Consider the following 16,940-nt stretch of genomic DNA (forward strand, 5'->3'; position numbering starts at 1 on the left):
GTACAGAGGATTTGTTTACTGACAATCGTGCTACAGCATGAGATACTGATTCTTTTCCTGCAAGAATATCTAGCACCGTATGTAGTTTTTCTTCTGCACAAACCTTAGTTCTATGCATAATAAATGCTCCCTTCCAAGTAGAGTGAGATTTTATTATTTCTCATGTCTACCTAGAAGGGAGCATATCAATAACTCGGGTGGGCTTCTTTGTTAGGTACATGGTTTTATTGAGCGCTTACCCTATCCGGGCGTACAGGCGAATAAGCAGTTCATCTGCGTCCAAAGCGTCGTCACCGACGACCAGGACCACCTGTGGATCCTCGACGCAGCCAAACTGCGCGGCAAAGACGTCGACCCAGGCGGCGCCAAGCTATACCGCGTCGACCTCGGGAGCAACGAAATTGACAAAGTCTACACCCTGAAAGCACCAGCCATCCTGCCCAACAGCTACCTCAACGACGTACGCATCGACACACAGCGAAAATTCGCCTATATGACCGATTCCAGCGCCGGCGGCATCCTCGTCCTGAATCTGTCCACAGGCAAAGCCTGGCGCGCTCTCACGGGCATACAGGAAGTCGCTGCCGAACCGCAGACACCATACCAGAAAGCCCGCCACATCAAACCAGCCGCTAGCGACGGCATCGAACTCAGTAAAGACGGCAACACCCTCTACTTCACGAGCCTCGGCGGCCGCCACCTCTACGCCATCAACACAGCCAGCCTGCGCGCCCCGGACCAGACCATGGAGGAACGGCAAAAAGCCATCGAAACCCTCAGCACCACCCTGCCCGGCGCCGACGGCCTCTGCCTGCAAGGCCACACCCTCTACATGGCAAACCTCCCGGAAAACAGCCTCTACGCCTTCGACCTAAAAACCAAGCAGGGGAGAACCATCGACACCCCACCCATCCGCTGGGCCGATACCCTCGCAGCCGCCCCGGACGGCACCCTCTACTTTACGACCTCCCAGCTCAACTACGACAAAAAAGACCGCATACCCTACGGACTTTACAAACTAGCAGAATAATGTAAAAAAAATTCAAAAAAAGACTTGCAATTTATGACTAAGTGGTGTAATATACTTTATGTGCTCAGCACTAAGGCACATAAAGCCATGGACCATTAGCTCAGCTGGCAGAGCACCTGACTCTTAATCAGGGTGTCCAGGGTTCGATCCCCTGATGGTCCACCATTCGGGAATTATCAGAACACTCCAGTGTTACAGGATTCTGTAATACTGGGGTGTTTTGTTGTCTATAATTGAACCGAATTTCAACAGCGTGCTCATGGATGATAACGGCCTGGATGAGGGCTGTGACAATAATGTATTTGTAACGGTCGTCATTAGCTACGCGCTTGGCAAGGGAGTGGAAAAAGAATTCTATGGTTTCCTGGTCCACGAAGTCGCGCTGATCTAATAGTTCTTTCCGGGCTACGTCTTCGCGCATGAAGGTAAGTTGACGTTCGTAGTCTTGTACGCGGGCTGTGAGGGTGCTGGAGATCATACCGGAATCGACGGCCTTCATGCAGTTGCTCAGTTTCTTTTCCAGGTCTTTGATGTTGTCCTTTAAAGCTTTGATTTCAAAGGATACATCCTGGCTTTTCTGGACGGCCATGGCCTGCTTGGCAATGGCTTCAATAGCTTTAGGATTATTAATGATGCGGAGCGTTGCGTTAAACACCTTGTCTTCCAGGCGGTCAGCGCGGATGTAGCCTGTATCACAGGCGTTCTGACGGGACGCGCAGACATAGTAATAGTACCGGACGCCTTGCCTCGACGTGCCGGACGTACCGGACATGAGGGCACCACAGTGGGCGCAGTAAAGCTTTCCGGATAAAAGGAAATTGTAGTCACTGTTAGACCGCGTTTTTTTGCGTCGCTTCATGACAGCCTGGGCAGCTGCGTAAGTATCCGGATCAATAATGACAGGGTAGACGTTGGCATGACGGATGTCACGCCAAATGAGAGTACCTGTATAGCGTTCATTGCAAAGCATTCGGTCCAACGTAGACATGCTAATAGGTTTCCCGTTTGCCGTCAGACAACCTGCAGCTGTCAATTCACGGATAATAGAGGATAGGCTGTGGCCTTCGATATAAAGACGGTATGCCTGACGCACGTAGGGAGCCTTCGTTTCATCAATTTGCAGATAGTGATCTACTACCTTGTAACCAAGAGGTACAGGACCGCCGGGCCATTTGCCTTCCAGCACGTTTTCCGTCATGCCACGCAGTACGTTTTCAGCCAGCTCGGCAGAGTAGAATTCTGCTAGGCCTTCAATGACTGATTCCAATAGAATGCCACTAGGGTCGCCTGGAATGTTTTCCGTGGCCGACATGATGCGGACACCATAGCCGTTTAAGATATGACGGTAGCGGGAGCTGTCATAACGGGAACGTGCGAAGCGGTTCAGCTTGTAAACCAAAATAAACTGAAAATGTTTTTGCGCAGCATCCTTAATCATATGCTGGAACTCCGGACGCCGGTCAGATCGTCCGGTCTGGGCACGGTCAATATAGGTGTTGATGACCTTCAGATTGTTACGTTTAGCGAAATCTTCGCAGATGCGAAGCTGGCCTTCAATGGATTCTTCGCGCTGCCGGTCGCTGGAATACCGGGCGTAAATGACTGCATATCTATTTTCTTTATTTTCCATGGCTTTATCCTTTCAAAGGGACAACTAGTTTGATATACTATGTATATGAGTTACCCCCCATTCGCACAGGCGGTAATCAGGATTTTAACAACTCTATACCATATCCGTCAGAGCTGCTGGCCGATATGGGGATAGCCCATTATCATGTTTGTTAGCCATGGTAATGGGCTATTTTATTGCCCTAGACTAGGACAAACAAGAGCTAAGTGATATAATATAAAAGACTTCAGGGTTATGAGTCATTGAATCACAACTAGGCACGAAAGAGACCTGTATGGAAAACCATGCAGGTCTCTTTCTTTTTGCCTGCAGCAATTAATTAGGCGTGCAATCAATTGTAGTTGAAATATAAGAATGAATTTGACCATTGTATACGTCAATTGTACTGAAATTACCATTTGTTTCAGGAAACGCTTCAGCCAATGTGTCACTGTGGTAATTCGTTTTTTCCTTAGTAACCATTGGGTCACTTGTATCTTTCGATGTATCAAGCTTCTGGGCGTCAGATGGGAGCATATCTTTGATGGCATCGTTTTTATAATATTTATTGCGCGGCTCAACGACAATATTAACTACTCGATTATCTAGATCGGATACAACAACCAATGTGACATGGGATCCATTAACGGTACCTGATTTAACCATATCTCCGGTAAATTCTCCATATTCCTTTTCCCACAGATTAAAGGTATCTCCAATGCCAGCCTTAACACCGATTTCTTTCACGACTTTCTTATGATTGGACTGAGACTGTGCTGCTTTTTCCTGGGCAACATCAGCAGGCATGGTATAGTTGGCCAGACCACTAAAAGCAATCATTAAGACAAGCCATACAGGAGCAATCTGTTTGCGTTTAATACTGGGACGCTGACCGAATAACCCCCATTTAGGCTTAATGAGGGATACAATGAGCATGATCAGCGAGATCACACAGAGAGCACCGAAGATTTGATACATTAAAACCACATCCTTTATAAAATTTTAAAATTACCAATCAAGACAGCGACATAAAAGTCTATGAGCTTCTGGAGCTGGTATAACATCTCTGGTACCGGGAGCCGCCTGTAGTAACCTTTCATCAATATCAAAACTGTAAGAGAGCAAATAAAGGGCGAACAGATTTGCTTCGTATTCGTCACGAGAGCGAGTAAAAGAAGCAGTATCAGCATGAAAAGAGTTAGTAGCGCCATGAAGCATTGCATGGCCAAGTTCGTGAGCTACTACAATATAAGCTTCACGATCATCAAGGGAATCATTAATTACGATTGTTTTTCTTCGAACAGGGCGTACAAGATAACCCTTTATCTTATCTGGCAAACTAGTATATACAATAGGAATACGCAACATAGAAGCTATTTCAATAGGATTTGCTGTGCCGGTTTTATTAACGAGGTTTTTTACACGTAGTTTAATATTCTTATGTACCATAAGGAGTTTTATTTTTTATTAGCTTTTTTAGCAGCATAAAAGGCTACTTCTAAAGATTTCATTATCATTGCACGTTCCTCTTCTGTTAAATTATAGGTATCTCCATTAAATACTATCTCTGTTTGCTGTAAGAATCTATTTAGATCTTTAGGAATCTTTACTAGTTCACCATTTGACAAGTCATACTTGTAACCACTTATAAGTTCTTCGAGAGGTGTATCTGTAGCAGATGCTATAGCCTTTAAAGATGACAGGCTAGGATTATATCTATCTTTTTCAATATCCCCAATATACGATCTAGATAGATTTGTTGCTTTAGCCAGTTCGTGCTGAGTCATTCCAGCATGCTTTCTAGCATTTTTAATATTCTCACCAAGACTATTCATATTTTTTACCTTCCTTTTAATGTGAGCAGATACCATGTCTATTTTTATTGTATGGTAAATCCGTCTATAATTAAATTATAATATATATCGGACGGAAATACTATTGACTTAGTGACGGAGATACGATACAATTACAAACGTAAGACGGTATATCACGGACAGGAGGTGACGCATATGGAAAATCTGGCAGAATTTATCAAACAGGCTAGAATTAAAAAAAGAAAAACTCAACAGCAGGTTGCAGATGAGGCTGAGGTATCGCGCCCCTACTATGCGGATGTTGAAAGAGGACGTTATACGCCAAGTTTAAAATTATTGTCTAAATTAGGGATAATATTAGATTTAGATCTTAATTTTTTGAAACAAAATGACGGAAAAACAAGTTCTTAAAATAAAATAGTCAGTTATACAAGTAAAATGGAGGGAGGAATATGGATAAAAGAAAAATCCCCATCGAAGAAAGACCAGTCATAATGCCACAGAAAGAAAGATGGGGACAACTGCCCGAATTCTTTTTGGTATGTATGAATGATTTGGCAAGAGAATACAAAGATGCACACAAAAAAGAATTCGAAGCCTGGAAACGGGCGAAGCGTGCAGCTGCAGGAGGCTGAGAAATGAGGTCATATTGTAAAATTTGTGGAAAAGAATTTGAAGGTGAAAATAACCGGAAGTTTTGTGCTGTCTGTGTTGATTTAATTCGTGTAAAGCGAGAGAAAGCAAAAGAAAAACATGAACGGACAGAGCATTGCATTATCTGTGGTGCAAAGATTGAAATACCAAGATTTAACAAGTTTACCTGCTCGGATGAATGTAGCAGCTTGCTTAACAGCGTCTATCAGATTAATAGACGGAGAAGGAGAAGAAAGAAGAATGCAAAAATAGGGCAGTCCAACCTAGATCAGCGGGTAAAAGAGGCCAATGAATCAGGGTTGACATATGGATATTACATGGCCATGAAACGAGGCCAGGGCAATGACTAAAAAAGTATGCAGTATATGCGGAAAAGAATATGAATTTGTACCGCATACCGGAGGGCACGTTATATTTTGCAATGCCTGCGTGAAGCGGGTCTTAGATCAGTTAAATAAACATGAAGAAATAGTAAAAAATGGCGGTATGTTCACGCACTGCGTGGTTTGTGGAAAACCCATTAAAAACCCTAACCCGCAGAGAAAAGCATGTAGTTCGCGCTGTGGTGAAACCATAGGGAAAATCAGGAGGACTGAATACGGTCGCCAGCATCCAAGAAAGAGCACGCAAACCAAAAAGAAACCAATAAAAAAAGACCTGCATGATAATAGCAGGCTTGATGAGAAAGCAAGGGCAGCAAATAAAATGGGGCTGTCATATGGAGAATATGTTGCATTGATGCGGAGGTAACATGGACGAAGAAAAGCTACAAGATAAAAGCGGGGCATATCCGGCGGCGGAGTTTTTAGCACCGTATGCTTTAGAAGACTATCAACGATTGCAAAAAAGATACGATGACATTAGTCGTAGGGCAGGGATAGCTCTGCTGGCTTCCATCGTCACTATGGCAGGCATGCTATACAGAGTAGATTGTATCATCCACGCAGGATTGCTATCACCTGGAATCATCTTCACGACAAGGGCAATCGTGTATTTATTCAAAACGTTTAAAAGCGACAGGGTGCCTGTGTTTAATAGCGAAGAATTGATAACCGAAAAAGTATACAAGGGAACACCGGAACAAGCTGCGTCATACCTCTTGTATAAGTACATCAATATATGTCATGAAATGCGGCCATTCGCTGAAAAAAAGCAAGCAAGGCTTGATGATGGCATGGGGTGGCTAGTACTGGGGATAGTAGTTTATATTGCCGGAATTATTATGGCAGCAATACAGTTAGGAGGCGTATTTAAATGACAAACAAGATGATGGCATCTGAACCGCTGGCTACTTGGATTAATTCAAACTACGAAAAGATGCAAACGAAGACAGCGGAACAAAGGGAACAAGAAAAAAGAGAAGCCGAAGCGGCTATAAAAGTTGCTAAGGAAGTGATGGCATTGCAAAACGAGGCGGATGCTTGGAAGGGAGCAACCTTGTTTCTGGCAGCCATTCTCATGGGCGTGGCCATGATCATTTATACTATGTGGAAATTTGGCCTGATTGTACGATGAAAAAACGCTACCTATCGGCAAATAGGTAGCGCCAAGAAAAAAGAGTTTATAAAAATTATCAAGTACATTATAGCACGGGCTAAATAATTGTAAAAGAGGTGGAACGATGGAGTTTCACAGTTTTAAGGAATTTGTATCTGCTATCGTGGCCGAAGCTGGAGGCTACTCATACGAAGAGACGCAAAGCATACGGGATATGCACAGCTTCGACCTGATCAGTGGAATGTTCAGGCATGCACCTAAGTTTACTATTTTATGTATAGTACATTATTTTTTATTGCAGGTTAATCAGCATTTAGCATGGATTGCCTTCACGGTGATCTGTGCATACATTACATATGTAATAGGGATGATGCATATATGAATACATTTTGTGTACTATGTGGAGAACCGCTAAAACACAGCGTGTATTGTCATTTGCAGAAGGGCTTCATATGCATGAAGCATTGCCCAATCTGTATGTGGTTCGAATCATATTCCGGTTGCTGGCACTGCGAGTATCCGGATCAAGATGAATCAAACAAGGGGGTGAGAAAATGATGATGGTGTACGTAAGTAATCCATATTCAGGCGCAGAATGCCTGAATACAATGTGTGCCAGGCACATGGTAGCGTCATTGGCTGCTATTTTCCCACATATTTATTTTTACAATCCCATAGACGCCATGAAGGCACAAGGGAAAGCAGAACTCAGCTATGAGAGCATCATGGCTCAGTGTAAAGAAGTGATAAAAAGGTCTGATGCCGTCATTTTGGGAACCGATTGGGAAACCAGCACCGGATGCCGAAAAGAAAAGGAATGGGCTGAAGAATTTGGCAAGCCTATCTATGTAAGCGCATACGAATTTATAGATGGCGGAGTCTACTGATGAAATGCTGGTACTGCCATAAAGAATTGGATCCAGGTGAATGGACCTGGGTTGCAATCTGGGATGGCACAAGGCGCAGGGTATGCAAGGATGATCGGACGTGTAAACCAAACACCGGTATACAGGGTAACGGACTCAGGCCAGCAATTCGCAAACAGCCAAAAAAACAAGATCTTGAAACAGAATAAACAGAGAATTTGATAGGGATAGAAATCGTCCCTATCAATTTTCATATAACGGCCTATATATAATACATATATATGTCAAAAAAAACACACCACCTTCGAGGTGGTAGGGGCTAGTAGTAGATACTATCTTTAGTTCCATTTTCTAAAGAGGTGAGATGATGGGGTTCATTCGAAACGTGAAATATTACTGCGGAGATGAATATCTGGAGACCGAGTTGTTTGAGATGCCAAACATGAACGACAGAGGGAAACCACTTCGCAGGAAGAAAGAAAAACCATCTACACCTGGAAAAGCGAAATGGAACAGGAAAAATGCTATCAGAAAGTTCCGGCAAAAAGTAATGACGAACTTTTCCAAAGAAGACTACTACATGACTTTTACCTTCTCGACGGAAAACATGCCAGAAACAAAGGAAGACGGGAAAAAAGAATTCCATAATTTTATTCGACGTATCAACCGCCGCAGAAAGAAGCTGGGCCTTGATGCGGTGAAATATATGGGGACCATGGAAAGCAAGGAAAAAAAGACAGGAACAACCTATCATTTCCATATGATTATCAGCGGCGGCCTGTCACGGGACGAAATGGAAGAGATATGGAAGAAAGGGCTGTGCAATGCAAGCAAGTTACGCATTGATGACAACGAACTCATGCAGAAACTTTGCCAGTACATCACGAAAAAAATAGACAGGAAGGAAAAGCATTCCAGATCGTATCTGTGCAGCCGAAACCTGAAGAACCCTATCATCAAAAAGAATGACTGGAAATTTTCTCACCGGAAGCTTAACGAACTAGCAGGGCTGACAGATTGCCCTGAAGTATGGGAAAGCATCTACATTGGCTACCAATTTATAGAGGCTTCGGCAGTATTCTCCGATCTGAATGGCTGGCATGTCATGGCCAAATTGAAGCGAAGGGACGTGAAGCAAAAGAAATGAAAATCATAATTCCTGGAACACTGCCTAGCCTGAACGAATATGTCCGGGCCTGCAGAGGAAGTGCTCATACTGGAAACAGAATGAGCAGGGATGCACATTATCTATGTAAGCTGGGCATGTTGAAATACCATGGCCAGCATATCGGGAGAGCACGCATGACGTTCATCTGGGTAGAGAAGAACCGGAGAAGAGATAAGGACAACGTTGCCTTCGGTAAGAAATTCATTCTCGACAGCCTGCAGGAAATGGAAATCTTGAGTAATGACGGCTGGAAAGAAATCGTAAGCTTTGAAGACCGGTTTGAAGTGGATAAGAAAAATCCACACGTGGAAGTTATTGTGGAAGAGGTCAAAGAATGAACGAAGTAATCACAAAAGAAATGATTATTCATTGCCTTGAGCAGTCCTATGATGAGTTTGAGATGTATATCACGCTGGTTGAAAAAGCAGAAGATGAGGTACGCTATGAGACCGGCCATGAAAGACAAGCTCGTCGCTTTCGTCAAAAGGCCCGTGGCAAAAGGAACGAAGCAATTAAGCTGGTGAAGGTTGCCAGAAAAATGGCAAAAGAAATGGGACTGAATAACTATTTTGAATGGATGTGGATTATTGAGCTTCTTGAAGAAATGGATGGCCATGATTGGAATGGCTACTTAATAGATGATGGATTGTTAATGCTGTCGTTTTATGAACACCTGAAGTATTTCATCAAAAAAGAGGAAGTGTAAATACCGGGAGGAAGGTGGAGTATGAAGAAAGAGCCACAGAAGAAAAGCATGAAGGATAGAGGAATTATCCTGGAAGAGATGGGCCTGATCTGTGTCAAAATCAATGAGCTGTTGCAGGATTGGATTCACGCCTACGACTTCAGCAGGGAAAGCCAAATGAATTTCATCAAACGGGAACTCATGTCCAAACTCATAGATCTATACATTCGCGCGGAAAAGTTGGAGCTTGAGATTGATATGGATTGGCTCTGGCTCATCCAGAAGATCATGATGCTGCCAAAAGAATCCAGTTATCAGGGATTTAAAGAAGAGGCCATTCATAGTGCCTGGTCAGCTATACAGTATGCAGAAGAAATTGAAACGAAACTATTTACAGAACGAGGAGATGGTAAGGTGAGATGTATTGCCTGTGGGAAAAAGTTTACGCCGAAGATGGAATCATTGCTCTGTGATTCTTGCTTTGAGCAAGCGAAAGAACGGATGCGGAAAACGGAGTCTGGGAAATGCCCAATCTGTGGCGGGAGCGTAGCCTTTAATGAATTCCATCAGAACAAAGTAAATGCAGGAGTATATGCATGCAGTGCCAAATGCAGACGGATACTGAAGCTGGTGCAGCACCGGCTGTCCATGGAAAAGGCGGTGAAAAAATGAATGTAGTCGTCCTGATCGGCAGGCTCGTCAAAGACCCTGTCACCAATTACACGCCTGATGGTACAGCTGTCAGCAGCTTCACGCTGGCAGTCAACCGGCCAAAAACAAGAGACGGGAAAGAACAGGCAGATTTTATCCGGTGCATAGCCTTTAATAAAACAGCCGAAGTTGTAGACAAGTACGTCCGGAAAGGTCGCCAGCTTGCCATCCATGGACAAATCCATACAGGCCATTACGAAAAAGACGGCAGAACCTACTACACTACAGACGTAATTGTGAATCGAATGGAATTCACCGGAAAAAAAGAAGACAACACCATAACAAACACAGCCACGCACAACGGCTTCAACGACATGGGCCATGATGCGGGCCAAGACGAAGACATACCATTCTAGGGGGGACGAAGATGGCAGATGAAAAGAAAAAATATACAATGAGTGCAGATGAAATGCCAAGATGGTACCATCCACAACAAGGACAATTTACACACACACTAAAAGAGAGTGAGAACGGATTCATCCATGGATTCATCCAGAACCAGCTCGTAAGGGATGCGACAAAAGGGGAAATTGTATTTGACGCAAACACAGGGAAACTTGTCTCTTATGATGATGACGAAGAAACAAATGATGAAGAACACGAAGAATTCACGGGAATAGGTGAAGCCGAAGTGATAAATAGGGAAAGAAAACTGGAACAAAGAATTTGGGATCTCTGGGGACAGGAACAATTTACGCCCTTGGATACAAAAGAAGCGCCCACATTTGTTATTCATGACATTGAAATGATACTGCGGGATATGTATGAAATTTATCCGGAACTTTGGGAAAACAAAGTAGAAATCAGCGCGTTATCCATGGTCAATGACTGGACCTGGCAGCACAAGCTGACAGTATACGAACGGGAAAAGAGAAAAATTTTAAAAGTAAAGGAGCCGGAAGATAATGACTAGTGAACAGGACCTTATCGACATGCTGGATGAGCTGCTTGAAGAAGTCTTAGAATGGCGTGACGCATGGGAAAGCAGGGAAACAGAAAAGGCAGAAATCCTACGGGATTATGTAAAGTGGGACATGGCTAAACTGGTAGTAGAAATCCGTTGCTCAGGTGTGACGGTAGACAAGGGAACACTGACAAAACTAGAAAAGTGCATCGAATATCTGCCGAAGAAAGAGTGTACACTTGGTTACGGAGAAGAATGCGCAAGAAGAGCCAAGAAGTATATAGACGCACTGATGAAAGAGTTAGGAGCTGAACGAGAATGGTGGAATACAATTTAAAAAAGAAGAGTGATATGCGTAAAATTTGCACCTATCAAATTGATTGGGATAAAACACCTGCTGTAATGGCTGGTTGCGTTGAATGGAGAATTATAAACTACGAAGGATGTGAAAATACAGAAATTGTATTGCCTGTATCAGGAAAGAAGATAGATGGCTACAAGAGAAGCTATTTGGTAGCCAGGAATGAACGGATTGAAGATAACGTGATAGAACTCTACAGAGTTATCGTTTGTACAATAGATCAGGCAGTAAGAGAGGTGAAGGATGTAATCGAGACAGGGTTCATATTGGCGAGGGGAGGGACGGATTGATTGACGGGTAAGGAATATCTCTGGAATATCAGGAAACAACGGAACGCGCTGATGGTTACGCAAGAGGAAATCATGGAAGTCAAGAAAAAAATCCTCTACGAAATACATTGTGGCGTTGGTATGGGAACGTCAGGCGGCAAAGGGTCTGACATATCTGACCGGGTTGAACGCTGGGAAAGTTACCTGGAAAAGATAAAGCGGGAGGAAAACCTATACATCAGGGCACGTGATGCGGCCAAAGGGAAGATAAACAAAGTAGAAGACGGAGATGAACGCGCATTACTTACAGCACGGTATCTGATCAATAAAAAATGGGAAGACATTGCCTCTGATATGGATTACAGCGTACCAGGAATTTACAAATTACACGGGCGTGCACTCATCCATTTTGAAAAGGCAAATCCCGAAATCAAGCGAATGAAAAAGAGTAGATAGAAGTATAGTATCCACTTAGGTTATAATTAAAACAGAGAGATTTACCAAAGGCATTGCGTATATACGCAGTGCCTTTTTGCGTACACGAATGTAAGGAGTTGGTAGCATGGTTTATTGTCAAAACAGGAGATGCAGACACCATCCTAAAGGATGCTGCCTGAACATGAGATTGGTCATAGATCGTGAGCGCTGCATTTCCTTCGAGCCAAAACGGAAAGCCAAAAAGAAAACGCAAACAGATTTAAATCATGAACCCGTTCCCAATCGGAAACGGAATTTGATATTGAAATAGGTGCGCCATGGCCAGAGAATGGAACGCGCCTATATACAACAGCCAGCGCTGGAGGAAGGTAGCAAAGGCTTACGCAGCATCTCAGCATTATATCTGCGAGCGGTGCCATAATCAATCATTCATTGGCACCGGTAAGGAACCGCACTGGATCGTACACCATAAGCAGCACCTGACAGCAGACAATGTACAAGACGATAACATTGTCTATGGGTGGGATAACCTTGAGCTGCTGTGTATCTACTGCCACAACGCTGTTCACGCGCCGCAGGGCACCGGGAGGACCTGCCAGTTCGATGAAAATGGAAATCTGGTAGGGATTTTGGGAGAAAAATAGGCCATACCCCCCTTTATCGAAAACAATTTTCCAAAAAATTGACGCCGGGGGCGGCCATTCGTGTAACACGCAAGGCGCGCACGAGGGGGGTGTAGTCATAGCTGTTGCTTATAAAGATAAAGCAAAAAAAGAGGAGGTGGATGACGATGGCCAGATTAAAGGAAAAAACAATCATAAAACGCCGAAAAGAGAATTTAATGAAGATTTTTTCCGACATTGACGGCGATAAAATGACACTCGTCGAGCCGTCCATCGAACAGGCTGCCAAAATGGAGCAGTACATCATGCGCCTCTCTGAGCAGCTTGACGAAGTCGGCTTTATCGAAGAGTACCAAAACGGCGAAAACCAAAAAGGGAAGAAGGAGTCAACGGAATCGAAGGCATACAGCACCATGGTCAAGAACTACAATGCCATCATCCGGACACTGCTGTCATGCCTGCCTGAAACAGACCAGAAACAGGCAGAGGACGAAGTGCTTGACTATCTCAAGCGCAGAGTATGAACTACATCGAAGAGTACTATGGCCAAATCCTGGACGGTCGTGTGGCGGTATCTGAAAAAGTGCGCCGCGTATACAAGCATCTGGTCGATAAATTGCACGACACTGGGAGTCAATACGTATACGACGACGAAAAAGCCAAGTACGTCATCGAATTTGTAGAGACATTCTGCTGCCAATCGAAAGGGACCTGGGGTGGCAAGCCGCTGAAACTGGAACTGTGGCAGAAGGCGGCCACAGCTGCCCTCTTCGGCTTCGTCGATAAAGACACGGGCCTGCGGGAGTATCTGCAGCTCATCCTCATCGTCGCGCGAAAGAATGGGAAATCGACCTGGGCGGCAGGCCTGGCCTTGTATCTGCTGGTAGCTGATGGGGAGCCGGGCCCTGAAATCTACAGCGCAGCAACCAAAAAAGACCAGGCGAAAATCATCTGGAACGAAGTAGTGAGCATGATCAAGAAGTCGCCCGCACTCAATAAGCATCTCAAGTGCCTCGTCAGCTCAATAAAATGCCGGTTAAATGAAGGCGTCTTTGAACCGCTGGGATCAGACAGCAACAAGCTCGATGGTCTGAACGTCCACGGCGCCCTCATCGACGAACTGCACGCCATCAAAGACAAGAACCTGTACGACGTCCTCGTCGACGGCATGACAGCCCGTGAACAGCCTATGTGCATCATAACCACCACGGCAGGCACGGTCAGAGACAACATCTTTGATCTGAAATACGAAGAATGTGAGCGTATCATCAAGGGCTATGACGACCCGGAGGGATACCAGGACGAAACGGTCCTGCCCATCGTCTACGAACTCGACAAGAGGGACGAATGGACGAAGCCGGAGTGCTGGCAAAAGGCCAATCCTGGCCTGGGCACCATCAAACAAGAAGAAACACTGGCCAAAAAGGTCTACCAGGCGCAACACGATGCGCTGCGCGTGAAGAATCTGCTATGCAAAGACTTCAACGTTCGGGAAACGAGCGGGGAGTCTTTTTTCACATTCGAGCAGCTTAATAACGAGACCACCTATGACCTGGCAGAGCTGGCGCCACGTTATGGCATAGGCGGCTTCGACCTGTCCGAAACGACGGACTTGACCTGTGCCACCTTGCTCTTCTGCGTCCGGGGCAATCCCAACATCTACGTCAAGCAGATGTACTGGATCCCAGAGGACCTGCTGGAAAAACGGGTCCATGAAGACCAGATCCCTTATGACATTTGGGAGAAGAAAGGCTGGCTTCGGACCTCGCCCGGCTTCAGGAATGACTACCGCCTCATCTTGGACTGGTTCGTCCAAGAAATGGAACAGGACGACATCTACCTGTTCAAATGTGGCTTCGACCGCTGGAGCGCAGCCTACCTGGTACAGGCCATGCAGGAACGCTTCGGCGAAAACATCATGGTCCCTGTAGCACAAGGGAAGCAAACACTATCCGGGCCGATGAAGAACCTGGCCGCAGACATGACAGCCAAGCGGATTATTTACGACAACAACCCAATATTGAAATGGTGTATGGCCAACGTGGCCGTTGACATAGATCGCAACGACAACATCCAGCCCATGAAGACCAGTAACCCGCGCAAACGTATCGACGGCTTTGCTTCACTGCTCGACGCCTATGCCGTCTACGAACAAAACAAGGAAGACTACATGAATTTGATTTAGGAGAGTGAAGGCATGATCATCGTAAACAGTCTTGGAAATAAAGCATTTAACCTGGACAAAATAAAAATTATCTTTATCGACGACATGGAATACACCATCAACGCAGTAACGGATATGGGTGACGTTGAAGGAGTCGGAGAACTGGGGAAATATAGAAACTACACAGAGTGCAAGGAAGCCTTTGAAAAATTGATGGATCGTATTTATGATCAGCGCACAGTCGTATATATGCCGGAACGGAAAAGATAATAAGCAGGGCTGAATTATAGCAGAAAGGGGGTGAGAACGTGGAACTAAGAAGTCTATTCAAGTCCATCTTCGGCCTGGGCAAACACAAGGAAAACCTGACCCGGGCGAAGCTGCTGGACGGCTACAGCAATGACTATATGCCCTACGACGGAGAGGCCTATGACAACGCTACAGGCCGCAACTGCATCGACACCATTGCCAGGCACGCTGGGAAATTGCATCCGAAACACATTGTCCGGAAGAATGGCAACATCATCAAAGTAGCCGATGACAAGCTGCAGTATCTGCTCTCTGTCCGGCCAAACTGGCTGATGACAGCATCGGAATTCATCGAGAGGGCCGTTGCGCAGTACTACTGCTACAACAACCTCTTCATCTACATCCAGCGCGATATGCTGGGCAACGTCATGGCCCTGTGGCCGCTCAATTTCAACAACCTGGAGCTCTACGAGGACCGGAGCGGCAACCTCTATTGTAAGTTTACCTTCGGCTCGGGCGATCAAGCGACCGTCCCCTACACGGAGATGATTCACCTCAGGCGTCATTACAACCGTGACGACGTCTTCGGAGACCCGGATGGCCAAATCCTGAAGGAAGACATTGACCTCTTGAAGGCCGTCAAGGTGGCCATCATCAACATCGTCAAAAACTTCAACCGCCTGCGCGGTATCATCCAATGGACCGGTACAGTCCGGCCTGAAGACCAGAAGGCCATGTGGGATGACTTCGTGCAATCCTTCGCCGGACCTAGCAACGGCTCAGGAATCGGCGCGCTGGATAACCGGGGCAAGTTTCAGCAGCTTACGACGGACACACAAACCTTTGATAAGGCCCGTATGGAATTTGCCAGGGATAACCTCTACAAATATTTTGGCGTCAGTGCCAACATTGTGGCAGGAAGCTATACAGAAGAGGAATACCAGGCCTTTTACGAGTCTGTCATTGCCCCCATCGCCATCAAGCTGAGTCAGGAATTCACGGAAAAGATTTTTACGCCAAAAGAAAGAGGCTTTGGCAACGAAGTTGTCTTTGAAGCAAACCGCCTGTCTTACATGAGCACCGAAAGCAAGGTCAAGATAGCTGCGGCTATGATACCGGCAGGAGCTATTAAACGAAACGAAATTCGCGAACTATTTGGGTATGCCGGACTGCCAGGCGAAGAAGGCGAGCAGATTGTAGTCAGCCTGAACTACGTCAAGTCTACAGACCAGACGAAGTACCAAACCGGGCAGGAACCTGAGCCGAAACCAGCAACGGAAGGAGGTGAAGGAAATGAAGGGAAAAACGGAATACAGAAGCCTGACGGTACAGGCTGATGGAAATAATGAAGATAGCCTGCACGTCGAAGGCTATGCCGTCGTCTTCAACGAAGAAACGGTCCTTTGGCGATCGCGCTGGAGCGGCATTGAATACCGTGAAGTCATCGAAAGCGGCGCCATTGATGCGGCCACAGACATGAGCGATGTCGTCATGTACTACAATCACAGCGACGTCGCCTACATCCTGGCCAGGACCCAAAACAACACGCTGCAGCTGCAGGTAGATGAAAGAGGCCTGAAGATTAGCGCAGACATTGCGCCGACGACCTGCGGCAAGGACATCTACCAGCTCATCAAGCGCGGCGACATCAGCAAAATGTCCTTTGCCTTTTCCGTCGATAAGGAAGCCGAAGAAGAAGACAGAAATGCGAAGACCAGCACGCGCAGGGTGCAGCACATCGGCACCATCGTTGACGTCAGTCCCGTCGACATGCCTGCCTATGACGGCACCACTATCGTGGCCCGCTCGCAGACGGAAGAAATCGAAGCCCTCAAGCAGGCTGAAGAACGCTTGAAACAGGAATTGATTGTAAAAACATATCTCTAAGGAGGCAGCAA

Annotated in this window: 27 protein-coding genes, 1 tRNA gene and 1 pseudogene; 25 read left to right on the top strand and 4 right to left on the bottom strand. The window is 45.6% G+C overall.

What is annotated here, in order from left to right:
- Positions 1-271: 271 nt before the first annotated feature.
- The 3 genes from H8J70_RS08670 to H8J70_RS12620 all read left to right on the top strand — a co-directional run bounded on the left by H8J70_RS08670 (position 272) and on the right by H8J70_RS12620 (position 1,421).
- The gene (locus tag H8J70_RS08670; protein ID WP_343068705.1) at positions 272-1,030 is read left to right on the top strand and encodes an SMP-30/gluconolactonase/LRE family protein; all 759 of its coding nucleotides are present in this window, start codon (positions 272-274) and stop codon (positions 1,028-1,030) included.
- Between the two features lie 89 nt (positions 1,031-1,119).
- Positions 1,120-1,195: transfer RNA gene (locus tag H8J70_RS08675), tRNA-Lys, on the top strand.
- 58 nt (positions 1,196-1,253) lie between these two features.
- Positions 1,254-1,421: a hypothetical protein gene (locus H8J70_RS12620; RefSeq protein WP_246415326.1), complete on the top strand. Its 168-nt coding sequence runs from the start codon at positions 1,254-1,256 to the stop codon at positions 1,419-1,421.
- 264 nt (positions 1,422-1,685) lie between these two features.
- Here H8J70_RS12620 and H8J70_RS12865 read toward each other — a convergent pair.
- The 4 genes and pseudogenes from H8J70_RS12865 to H8J70_RS08695 form a co-directional block, all read right to left on the bottom strand.
- Positions 1,686-2,660: pseudogene (locus H8J70_RS12865) on the bottom strand (recombinase family protein); the annotation flags it as partial.
- 315 nt (positions 2,661-2,975) lie between these two features.
- A complete protein-coding gene (locus H8J70_RS08685) occupies positions 2,976-3,617 on the bottom strand; it encodes a hypothetical protein (RefSeq protein ID WP_186503605.1) in 642 nt (213 codons plus the stop codon).
- Positions 3,618-3,647: 30 nt separating this feature from the next.
- Positions 3,648-4,088 (bottom strand): ImmA/IrrE family metallo-endopeptidase, encoded by a 441-nt coding sequence (locus tag H8J70_RS08690; protein ID WP_186503606.1) that lies wholly within the window; start codon positions 4,086-4,088, stop codon positions 3,648-3,650.
- An 8-nt stretch (positions 4,089-4,096) separates the two neighbouring features.
- Positions 4,097-4,474 carry a helix-turn-helix domain-containing protein gene (locus H8J70_RS08695; protein WP_186503607.1) on the bottom strand — a complete coding sequence of 126 codons (378 nt, stop codon included), beginning with the start codon at positions 4,472-4,474 and terminating at the stop codon, positions 4,097-4,099.
- Between the two features lie 174 nt (positions 4,475-4,648).
- Here H8J70_RS08695 and H8J70_RS08700 point away from each other — a divergent pair, with 174 nt between their 5' ends.
- The 22 genes from H8J70_RS08700 (at position 4,649) to H8J70_RS08805 (ending at position 16,929) form a co-directional block, all read left to right on the top strand.
- Positions 4,649-4,864 carry a helix-turn-helix transcriptional regulator gene (locus H8J70_RS08700; RefSeq protein WP_186503608.1) on the top strand — a complete coding sequence of 72 codons (216 nt, stop codon included), beginning with the start codon at positions 4,649-4,651 and terminating at the stop codon, positions 4,862-4,864.
- Positions 4,865-4,905: 41 nt separating this feature from the next.
- Complete coding sequence (locus H8J70_RS08705; protein ID WP_186503609.1) at positions 4,906-5,088, top strand: hypothetical protein; 183 nt, start codon at positions 4,906-4,908, stop codon at positions 5,086-5,088.
- Between the two features lie 3 nt (positions 5,089-5,091).
- Positions 5,092-5,457 (top strand): hypothetical protein, encoded by a 366-nt coding sequence (locus H8J70_RS08710; protein ID WP_186503610.1) that lies wholly within the window; start codon positions 5,092-5,094, stop codon positions 5,455-5,457.
- Complete coding sequence (locus tag H8J70_RS08715) at positions 5,450-5,857, top strand: DUF2116 family Zn-ribbon domain-containing protein (RefSeq protein WP_186503612.1); 408 nt, start codon at positions 5,450-5,452, stop codon at positions 5,855-5,857. The genes H8J70_RS08710 and H8J70_RS08715 overlap by 8 nt, the downstream gene beginning before the upstream one ends.
- A gap of 1 nt (position 5,858) precedes the next feature.
- Positions 5,859-6,365 carry a hypothetical protein gene (locus H8J70_RS08720; protein WP_186503614.1) on the top strand — a complete coding sequence of 169 codons (507 nt, stop codon included), beginning with the start codon at positions 5,859-5,861 and terminating at the stop codon, positions 6,363-6,365.
- Positions 6,362-6,622 carry a hypothetical protein gene (locus tag H8J70_RS08725; RefSeq protein ID WP_186503616.1) on the top strand — a complete coding sequence of 87 codons (261 nt, stop codon included), beginning with the start codon at positions 6,362-6,364 and terminating at the stop codon, positions 6,620-6,622. The genes H8J70_RS08720 and H8J70_RS08725 overlap by 4 nt, the downstream gene beginning before the upstream one ends.
- 536 nt (positions 6,623-7,158) lie before the next feature.
- Positions 7,159-7,491 (top strand): DUF4406 domain-containing protein, encoded by a 333-nt coding sequence (locus H8J70_RS08730; protein WP_186503618.1) that lies wholly within the window; start codon positions 7,159-7,161, stop codon positions 7,489-7,491.
- A 343-nt stretch (positions 7,492-7,834) separates the two neighbouring features.
- A complete protein-coding gene (locus H8J70_RS08735; RefSeq protein WP_186503620.1) occupies positions 7,835-8,617 on the top strand; it encodes a rolling circle replication-associated protein in 783 nt (260 codons plus the stop codon).
- A gap of 155 nt (positions 8,618-8,772) precedes the next feature.
- Positions 8,773-8,976: a hypothetical protein gene (locus tag H8J70_RS08740; protein WP_186503622.1), complete on the top strand. Its 204-nt coding sequence runs from the start codon at positions 8,773-8,775 to the stop codon at positions 8,974-8,976.
- Positions 8,973-9,344 carry a hypothetical protein gene (locus H8J70_RS08745; protein ID WP_186503624.1) on the top strand — a complete coding sequence of 124 codons (372 nt, stop codon included), beginning with the start codon at positions 8,973-8,975 and terminating at the stop codon, positions 9,342-9,344. The genes H8J70_RS08740 and H8J70_RS08745 overlap by 4 nt, the downstream gene beginning before the upstream one ends.
- A gap of 21 nt (positions 9,345-9,365) precedes the next feature.
- Complete coding sequence (locus H8J70_RS08750) at positions 9,366-9,995, top strand: hypothetical protein (RefSeq protein ID WP_186503626.1); 630 nt, start codon at positions 9,366-9,368, stop codon at positions 9,993-9,995.
- Positions 9,992-10,390, top strand: a complete 399-nt coding sequence (locus tag H8J70_RS08755; protein WP_222433652.1) for a single-stranded DNA-binding protein — start codon at positions 9,992-9,994, stop codon at positions 10,388-10,390. The genes H8J70_RS08750 and H8J70_RS08755 overlap by 4 nt, the downstream gene beginning before the upstream one ends.
- An 11-nt stretch (positions 10,391-10,401) precedes the next feature.
- Positions 10,402-10,947 (top strand): hypothetical protein, encoded by a 546-nt coding sequence (locus tag H8J70_RS08760; RefSeq protein WP_186503629.1) that lies wholly within the window; start codon positions 10,402-10,404, stop codon positions 10,945-10,947.
- A complete protein-coding gene (locus H8J70_RS08765) occupies positions 10,940-11,275 on the top strand; it encodes a hypothetical protein (RefSeq protein ID WP_186503631.1) in 336 nt (111 codons plus the stop codon). The genes H8J70_RS08760 and H8J70_RS08765 overlap by 8 nt, the downstream gene beginning before the upstream one ends.
- Entirely contained in the window at positions 11,257-11,589 is a 333-nt protein-coding gene (locus H8J70_RS08770; protein ID WP_186503633.1) for a hypothetical protein, read from the top strand. The genes H8J70_RS08765 and H8J70_RS08770 overlap by 19 nt, the downstream gene beginning before the upstream one ends.
- Positions 11,590-12,024 (top strand): hypothetical protein, encoded by a 435-nt coding sequence (locus H8J70_RS08775; RefSeq protein ID WP_186503636.1) that lies wholly within the window; start codon positions 11,590-11,592, stop codon positions 12,022-12,024. It begins immediately after the preceding gene.
- Positions 12,025-12,323: 299 nt separating this feature from the next.
- Positions 12,324-12,650, top strand: a complete 327-nt coding sequence (locus H8J70_RS12870; protein ID WP_186503637.1) for an HNH endonuclease — start codon at positions 12,324-12,326, stop codon at positions 12,648-12,650.
- A gap of 197 nt (positions 12,651-12,847) precedes the next feature.
- Complete coding sequence (locus tag H8J70_RS08785; protein ID WP_186503639.1) at positions 12,848-13,153, top strand: hypothetical protein; 306 nt, start codon at positions 12,848-12,850, stop codon at positions 13,151-13,153.
- Positions 13,150-14,814: a terminase large subunit gene (locus H8J70_RS08790; RefSeq protein ID WP_186503641.1), complete on the top strand. Its 1,665-nt coding sequence runs from the start codon at positions 13,150-13,152 to the stop codon at positions 14,812-14,814. The genes H8J70_RS08785 and H8J70_RS08790 overlap by 4 nt, the downstream gene beginning before the upstream one ends.
- A 12-nt stretch (positions 14,815-14,826) precedes the next feature.
- Positions 14,827-15,063 carry a hypothetical protein gene (locus H8J70_RS08795; RefSeq protein ID WP_186503643.1) on the top strand — a complete coding sequence of 79 codons (237 nt, stop codon included), beginning with the start codon at positions 14,827-14,829 and terminating at the stop codon, positions 15,061-15,063.
- 38 nt (positions 15,064-15,101) lie between these two features.
- Positions 15,102-16,379 (top strand): phage portal protein, encoded by a 1,278-nt coding sequence (locus tag H8J70_RS08800; RefSeq protein WP_186503645.1) that lies wholly within the window; start codon positions 15,102-15,104, stop codon positions 16,377-16,379.
- A complete protein-coding gene (locus H8J70_RS08805) occupies positions 16,336-16,929 on the top strand; it encodes an HK97 family phage prohead protease (protein ID WP_186503647.1) in 594 nt (197 codons plus the stop codon). Before H8J70_RS08800 ends, H8J70_RS08805 begins: the two co-directional genes overlap by 44 nt.
- Positions 16,930-16,940: the final 11 nt, after the last annotated feature.

It is taken from the genome of Megasphaera hominis, from assembly GCF_014269395.1.
GTDB classification, from domain to species: domain Bacteria; phylum Bacillota; class Negativicutes; order Veillonellales; family Megasphaeraceae; genus Megasphaera; species Megasphaera hominis.

What these genes read in the sequence shown, in the direction of transcription:
- H8J70_RS08685 (WP_186503605.1), bottom strand. Translation starts at nt 3,617, where the DNA reads ATGTATCAAATCTTCGGTGCTCTCTGTGTGATCTCGCTGATCATGCTC.
- H8J70_RS08690 (WP_186503606.1), bottom strand. Translation starts at nt 4,088, where the DNA reads ATGGTACATAAGAATATTAAACTACGTGTAAAAAACCTCGTTAATAAA.
- H8J70_RS08695 (WP_186503607.1), bottom strand. Translation starts at nt 4,474, where the DNA reads ATGAATAGTCTTGGTGAGAATATTAAAAATGCTAGAAAGCATGCTGGA.
- H8J70_RS08700 (WP_186503608.1), top strand. Translation starts at nt 4,649, where the DNA reads ATGGAAAATCTGGCAGAATTTATCAAACAGGCTAGAATTAAAAAAAGA.
- H8J70_RS08705 (WP_186503609.1), top strand. Translation starts at nt 4,906, where the DNA reads ATGGATAAAAGAAAAATCCCCATCGAAGAAAGACCAGTCATAATGCCA.
- H8J70_RS08710 (WP_186503610.1), top strand. Translation starts at nt 5,092, where the DNA reads ATGAGGTCATATTGTAAAATTTGTGGAAAAGAATTTGAAGGTGAAAAT.
- H8J70_RS08715 (WP_186503612.1), top strand. Translation starts at nt 5,450, where the DNA reads ATGACTAAAAAAGTATGCAGTATATGCGGAAAAGAATATGAATTTGTA.
- H8J70_RS08720 (WP_186503614.1), top strand. Translation starts at nt 5,859, where the DNA reads ATGGACGAAGAAAAGCTACAAGATAAAAGCGGGGCATATCCGGCGGCG.
- H8J70_RS08725 (WP_186503616.1), top strand. Translation starts at nt 6,362, where the DNA reads ATGACAAACAAGATGATGGCATCTGAACCGCTGGCTACTTGGATTAAT.
- H8J70_RS08730 (WP_186503618.1), top strand. Translation starts at nt 7,159, where the DNA reads ATGATGATGGTGTACGTAAGTAATCCATATTCAGGCGCAGAATGCCTG.
- H8J70_RS08735 (WP_186503620.1), top strand. Translation starts at nt 7,835, where the DNA reads ATGATGGGGTTCATTCGAAACGTGAAATATTACTGCGGAGATGAATAT.
- H8J70_RS08740 (WP_186503622.1), top strand. Translation starts at nt 8,773, where the DNA reads ATGACGTTCATCTGGGTAGAGAAGAACCGGAGAAGAGATAAGGACAAC.
- H8J70_RS08745 (WP_186503624.1), top strand. Translation starts at nt 8,973, where the DNA reads ATGAACGAAGTAATCACAAAAGAAATGATTATTCATTGCCTTGAGCAG.
- H8J70_RS08750 (WP_186503626.1), top strand. Translation starts at nt 9,366, where the DNA reads ATGAAGAAAGAGCCACAGAAGAAAAGCATGAAGGATAGAGGAATTATC.
- H8J70_RS08755 (WP_222433652.1), top strand. Translation starts at nt 9,992, where the DNA reads ATGAATGTAGTCGTCCTGATCGGCAGGCTCGTCAAAGACCCTGTCACC.
- H8J70_RS08760 (WP_186503629.1), top strand. Translation starts at nt 10,402, where the DNA reads ATGGCAGATGAAAAGAAAAAATATACAATGAGTGCAGATGAAATGCCA.
- H8J70_RS08765 (WP_186503631.1), top strand. Translation starts at nt 10,940, where the DNA reads ATGACTAGTGAACAGGACCTTATCGACATGCTGGATGAGCTGCTTGAA.
- H8J70_RS08770 (WP_186503633.1), top strand. Translation starts at nt 11,257, where the DNA reads ATGGTGGAATACAATTTAAAAAAGAAGAGTGATATGCGTAAAATTTGC.
- H8J70_RS12870 (WP_186503637.1), top strand. Translation starts at nt 12,324, where the DNA reads ATGGCCAGAGAATGGAACGCGCCTATATACAACAGCCAGCGCTGGAGG.
- H8J70_RS08785 (WP_186503639.1), top strand. Translation starts at nt 12,848, where the DNA reads ATGAAGATTTTTTCCGACATTGACGGCGATAAAATGACACTCGTCGAG.
- H8J70_RS08790 (WP_186503641.1), top strand. Translation starts at nt 13,150, where the DNA reads ATGAACTACATCGAAGAGTACTATGGCCAAATCCTGGACGGTCGTGTG.
- H8J70_RS08795 (WP_186503643.1), top strand. Translation starts at nt 14,827, where the DNA reads ATGATCATCGTAAACAGTCTTGGAAATAAAGCATTTAACCTGGACAAA.
- H8J70_RS08805 (WP_186503647.1), top strand. Translation starts at nt 16,336, where the DNA reads ATGAAGGGAAAAACGGAATACAGAAGCCTGACGGTACAGGCTGATGGA.